The sequence below is a fragment of the Sphingopyxis sp. KK2 genome, from assembly GCF_001990265.1.
Lineage (GTDB): Bacteria > Pseudomonadota > Alphaproteobacteria > Sphingomonadales > Sphingomonadaceae > Sphingopyxis.
In genome coordinates this window covers 1-4250 of the sequence record NZ_LYVN01000220.1, presented here as the reverse complement: position 1 = coordinate 4250, position 4250 = coordinate 1, and the positions used below count along the sequence as shown (strand labels likewise).

Sequence of the window (4250 nt, the reverse complement as noted above, 5' to 3'; positions counted from 1 at the left end):
CATCACGGCATAGTCGATCGAATCCGACGGCGCGGCCGCGAACCTGGGGCCGTCGGCATAGAGCGCGTCGCCGTCGCGCTGCCCCGCCGCGAGCGCATCGTCGGCGGCCTCGAAAATCGCGCGGCAATGGGTGAGCATCGCGTCGCGCATTCGCCCGGCGCGGAAGAGGAAGATGCCGGCATTCCAGCTGTAGCCGCCCGCGAGCAGCATGCGTTCGGCCTCTTCGAGCGGCGGCTTTTCGACGAACCGGTCGACCGCGAAACCCTCTTCGCCAAGCGCCGCGCCGCTGGCGATATAGCCGAAACCGGTTTCGGGGTGCGTCGGGGCGATGCCGAAGGTGACGAGCCAGTCCTGCTGCGCGAGCCGCGCTGCCTTCGCGATCGCGGCGTGGAAGGCGGGGACATCGGCGATGACATGGTCGCTGGGCATGACGAGCAGCAGCGTGTCGGCATCGGCCTGCGCGACGGCGAGCGCGATCGCGGCGGCGGTGTTGCGCGGCATCGGTTCGACGAGCAGCGACGCTTCGTGCGCGCCCATCTGGTCGCGCACCGTCGCGACATGGCCGTCGCCGCAGAGGATGACGGGGGGCAGGAAATGCGCGCCAGCGGGGGTGCGTGCGACCGTTTGCTGGAACAGGCTGTCGCTACCGGTCAGCGGCAGGAACTGCTTGGCACGCTGGCCGCGCGATTCGGGCCACAGCCGCGTACCGGCGCCGCCGCACAGGATGACGGGTTGGATCTGCAAGGTCATGCGAGGGGTCTAACCTGTTGAAGCGCGGGGGTCATCCCCTTGAATGGCGGGCGGGTCGTTTGTGTGACGGGGTGGGTCATCGGGCGAAGGCGGACGCCCCGTTTCCCGTCACCCCGGGCTTGACCCGGGGCCTGCCTTGTCTTTGATCCGACGGCGAAAGAAGGAAGGCGGGTCCCGGGTCAAGCCCGGGATGACGATACCATAGGCGTTCGCTTCGCAGCTCTAAGCAGCTGGTTTCCCGCTAGCCGCAACCGACGAACCATGTGTAAAATTAACCGACAGTTGACGCCTGCGCATTAGGATAAGCCCCCGAAAGGGCGCGCGCTTATCCCATGTTCCGATTGTTCAAACATTATGTCCCGCACGCGGTCGTCTGGCTGGCGCTGATCGAGTTTTTCGCGCTGCTCGGGTCGGCAGAGGGGGCGTGGCATCTTTATGCGCACCAGGCGGGGTTCGACGCGGGGAGTTTCAGCGACCGCTGGCTGCCGGTGCTGACCTTTGCGATCTCCAATTCGCTCGCGATGATGGCGGTCGGCATGTACGGGACCGAGGCGCTGCGCTCAATGGGCTTTGCCACCGCGCGGCTGCTCGCGGCGATCTCGCTCGGGGTGATTTTCCTGTCGCTGCTGGGCTTTGCGCTGCCGACCGTGACGCTGTGGCGCGCGAACAGCATCTATGCGATGGCGTTCGCGATCGCGCTCCTGTTCCTGATCCGGCTCGCGGTAACGCAGACGGCGGGGGCCGACCAGTTCCGGCGGCGCATCCTGATCCTGGGGGCGGGGCCGCGCGCGGTGCGGCTGCGGACGCTGGCCGACGAGCCGGGCAGCGGGCTGACGATCACCGGCTATGTCGCGATGGCCGACGGCGAAAAGGCGATTCCGGACGCGCTGCCGCGCGCCAAGGTTGCCAATCTGGCCGACCATGCGGTCGCGCTGGGCGCGGGCGAGGTCGTGCTGGCGATGGAGGAACGGCGCGGATCGCTGCCGCTCGCCGACCTGCTGCGCGTCAAGACCACCGGGGTGCATGTCAACGACATGGCCAGCTTCCTCGAGCGCGAGACGGGACGCGTCGACCTTGCGACGACCAACCCCAGCTTCCTGATCTTTTCGGACGGATTTTCGGCGGGGCAGCGGATCGGCAAGGTCAGCAAGCGGCTGTTCGACATCTTTGCCAGCCTGGCCGTGCTGGTGATCGGGCTGCCGCTGATCGTCATCGGCGGGATCGCGGTCAAGCTCGACAGCAAGGGACCGATTTTCTATCGCCAGTCGCGCGTCGGGCTGTTCGGCGAACCCTATAATATCGTCAAGATCCGGTCGATGCGCACCGATGCCGAAGCGGCGGGGCAGGCGGTGTGGGCGAGCGAGAATGACCCGCGGATCACGCGCGTCGGCAACATCATCCGCAAGCTGCGCATCGACGAACTGCCGCAATTGTGGTGCGTGCTGAAGGGCGAGATGAGCTTCGTCGGGCCGCGCCCCGAACGACCGAGCTTCGTCGAAGAACTGACGCGCGAGCTGCCCTATTATGCCGAGCGCCATATGGTGAAGCCCGGGCTGACCGGCTGGGCGCAGATCAATTATCCCTATGGCGCGTCGGTCGAGGATGCGCGGGTGAAGCTCGAGTACGACCTTTATTACGCGAAAAACTATTCGCCCTTCCTCGACCTGTTGATCCTGCTCCAGACGGTGCGCGTCGTGCTGTGGCCTGAGGGCGCACGCTGACGATGGGCGTACTCGCCGATCTTTCGAGCATCCTTGGCGGGCTGGCGCTCGCCGGATCCGCCGGGGTCACATTGTGGCTGCTGACGCGGCCGCGCGAGCGCATGGCGGTGCTGATGCCGAGCTTCGGCTGGCTGGTCGGCGCGGCGGCGGCGATCACGCTGTGGTGCGCGGCCTCCTATGTCTTCGGCCCCGGATCGGCCGAGGCGCTGGTCGGGCGCGCGCTGCGCAACATCGCGCTGCTCGGCTGGCTTGGCGCGACCTTCTGGAACGCGCGGGCGCCGATGTCGCGGCCGCTGCGGCTGATCCAGCGGCTGCTCGGTACCTTCTGCCTCGTCGCGCTGCTGTTCGGCGGTGCCGTGTGGCTGCGCCAGGGCGGGCTGTCGGCCGACTGGGCGGGGCCGGGGCTCGAACTGGTCGCGATGATCGTCGCCTCGGGCGGGCTGCTGCTCGTCGACAGCGGGGTGCGCCACGGCAGTGCGGGGCTGCGCATGCCGGTGCTCGCGGTCGCGGCGGGCTTTGCGATGCTCTGGGCCTATGAACTCAATATCCAGCTGATCGGCGCGCTGACAGGGTCGCTCGCAACGACGCTGATCCTGCTGCTGCCCGTCGTCGCGCTGATGGTGCTGCCGACCTTCGTCGTCGCGGCGATGGACGTCGGGCGCGAGCGGATGCGGCTGTCGCGCACCGCCGCGACGCGCACGCTGCTGCTGATCGGCGGCGCGGCCTATCTGCTGCTCATCGGGCTGGCGGGCGCGGTCGCGCGGATGGGCGGCGGCAATTATGCCGAGCTGGCGCAGGGACTCTCGCTGGTCATCGGCCTTGGTGCCGGCGGCCTGCTGCTCGCGTCGGCGCGCGCGCGCGCGTGGCTGTCGGTGATGATCTCGAAACATTTCTTCGAGCATCGCTATGATTATCGCGCCGAATGGATGCGCTTCACCGCGACGCTGGCGCGCGCGGGCGACGGCGCGGGGGGCGACGGCGCCGGCGACAAGGGGGAGGGCGACCTCTATCGCCGCGTTGCGAAGGCGCTTGCCGAACTGACCGGTAGCCCGGGTGCGCTGCTGATGCTGCCCGACGCGCAGGGCAATTATCGCGTCGCCGATCGCTGGCATTGGGAGGCCGAGGTCGAGGCCGATGCGATGCTGTCGCTGCGCTCGGCGTTCATGCTGCAGGACACCGGCCATATCGCCGACCTCGACGCGGTGCGCCGCGGCGCCACCACGGTGGCGGGCGGGCAGGACCTCGCGCTTCCCGACTGGCTGATCGCCGACCCGCGGGCTTGGGTGGTCGTGCCGGTGCTGCATTTCCAGCGCATGATCGCGGTCGTCGTGCTGCACCGCCCGCCGGTGTCGCGCGCGCTCGACTGGGAGGATCTCGACGTGCTGCGCATCGCGGGGCGGCAGGCGGCGAGCTACCTCGCCGAATCGCACAGCCAGCAGGCCTTGTCGGAGGCCAGGCGCTTCGACGAGTTCAACCGCCGCTTTGCCTTCATCATGCACGACATCAAGAATCTGGCGAGCCAGCTCGCGCTGCTGGCGCGCAATGCCGAGCGCCACGCCGACAATCCGGCGTTCCGCGCCGACATGGTCGAGACGCTGAAGCTGTCGGCGGGGCGATTGTCCGACCTGCTCGCCCGGCTGTCGCCGCGCGAACGCGGGCGTGCGGCGGAGGCGGGGCGCGTGCTCGTCGAGCCGGTGCTCGATGCGGTCGCGGCGCAGATGCGGCCGCGCCGCGCGCTGTCGATCGGCTGCGAGGCGGGGCTTGCCGCCTGGGCCGACG

Annotated in this window: 3 protein-coding genes; 2 read left to right on the top strand and 1 reads right to left on the bottom strand. The window is 68.8% G+C overall.

Translation table 11 applies throughout. The features are described from left to right. On the bottom strand, positions 1–750 hold a 750-nt coding region (locus B1A78_RS20685), incomplete at its 3' end, for a mannose-1-phosphate guanylyltransferase (protein ID WP_077148753.1). A 332-nt stretch (positions 751–1082) separates the two neighbouring features. On the opposite strand from B1A78_RS20685, the gene B1A78_RS20680 reads away from it, so the two are divergent. Next, a complete protein-coding gene (locus B1A78_RS20680; protein WP_077148752.1) occupies positions 1083–2471 on the top strand; it encodes a TIGR03013 family XrtA/PEP-CTERM system glycosyltransferase in 1389 nt (462 codons plus the stop codon). Positions 2472–2473: 2 nt separating this feature from the next. Next, the coding region (locus tag B1A78_RS20675; RefSeq protein WP_077148751.1) for a GAF domain-containing protein at positions 2474–4250 on the top strand (1777 nt) is incomplete at its 3' end.

What these genes read in the sequence shown, in the direction of transcription:
- B1A78_RS20680 (WP_077148752.1), top strand. Translation starts at nt 1,083, where the DNA reads ATGTTCCGATTGTTCAAACATTATGTCCCGCACGCGGTCGTCTGGCTG.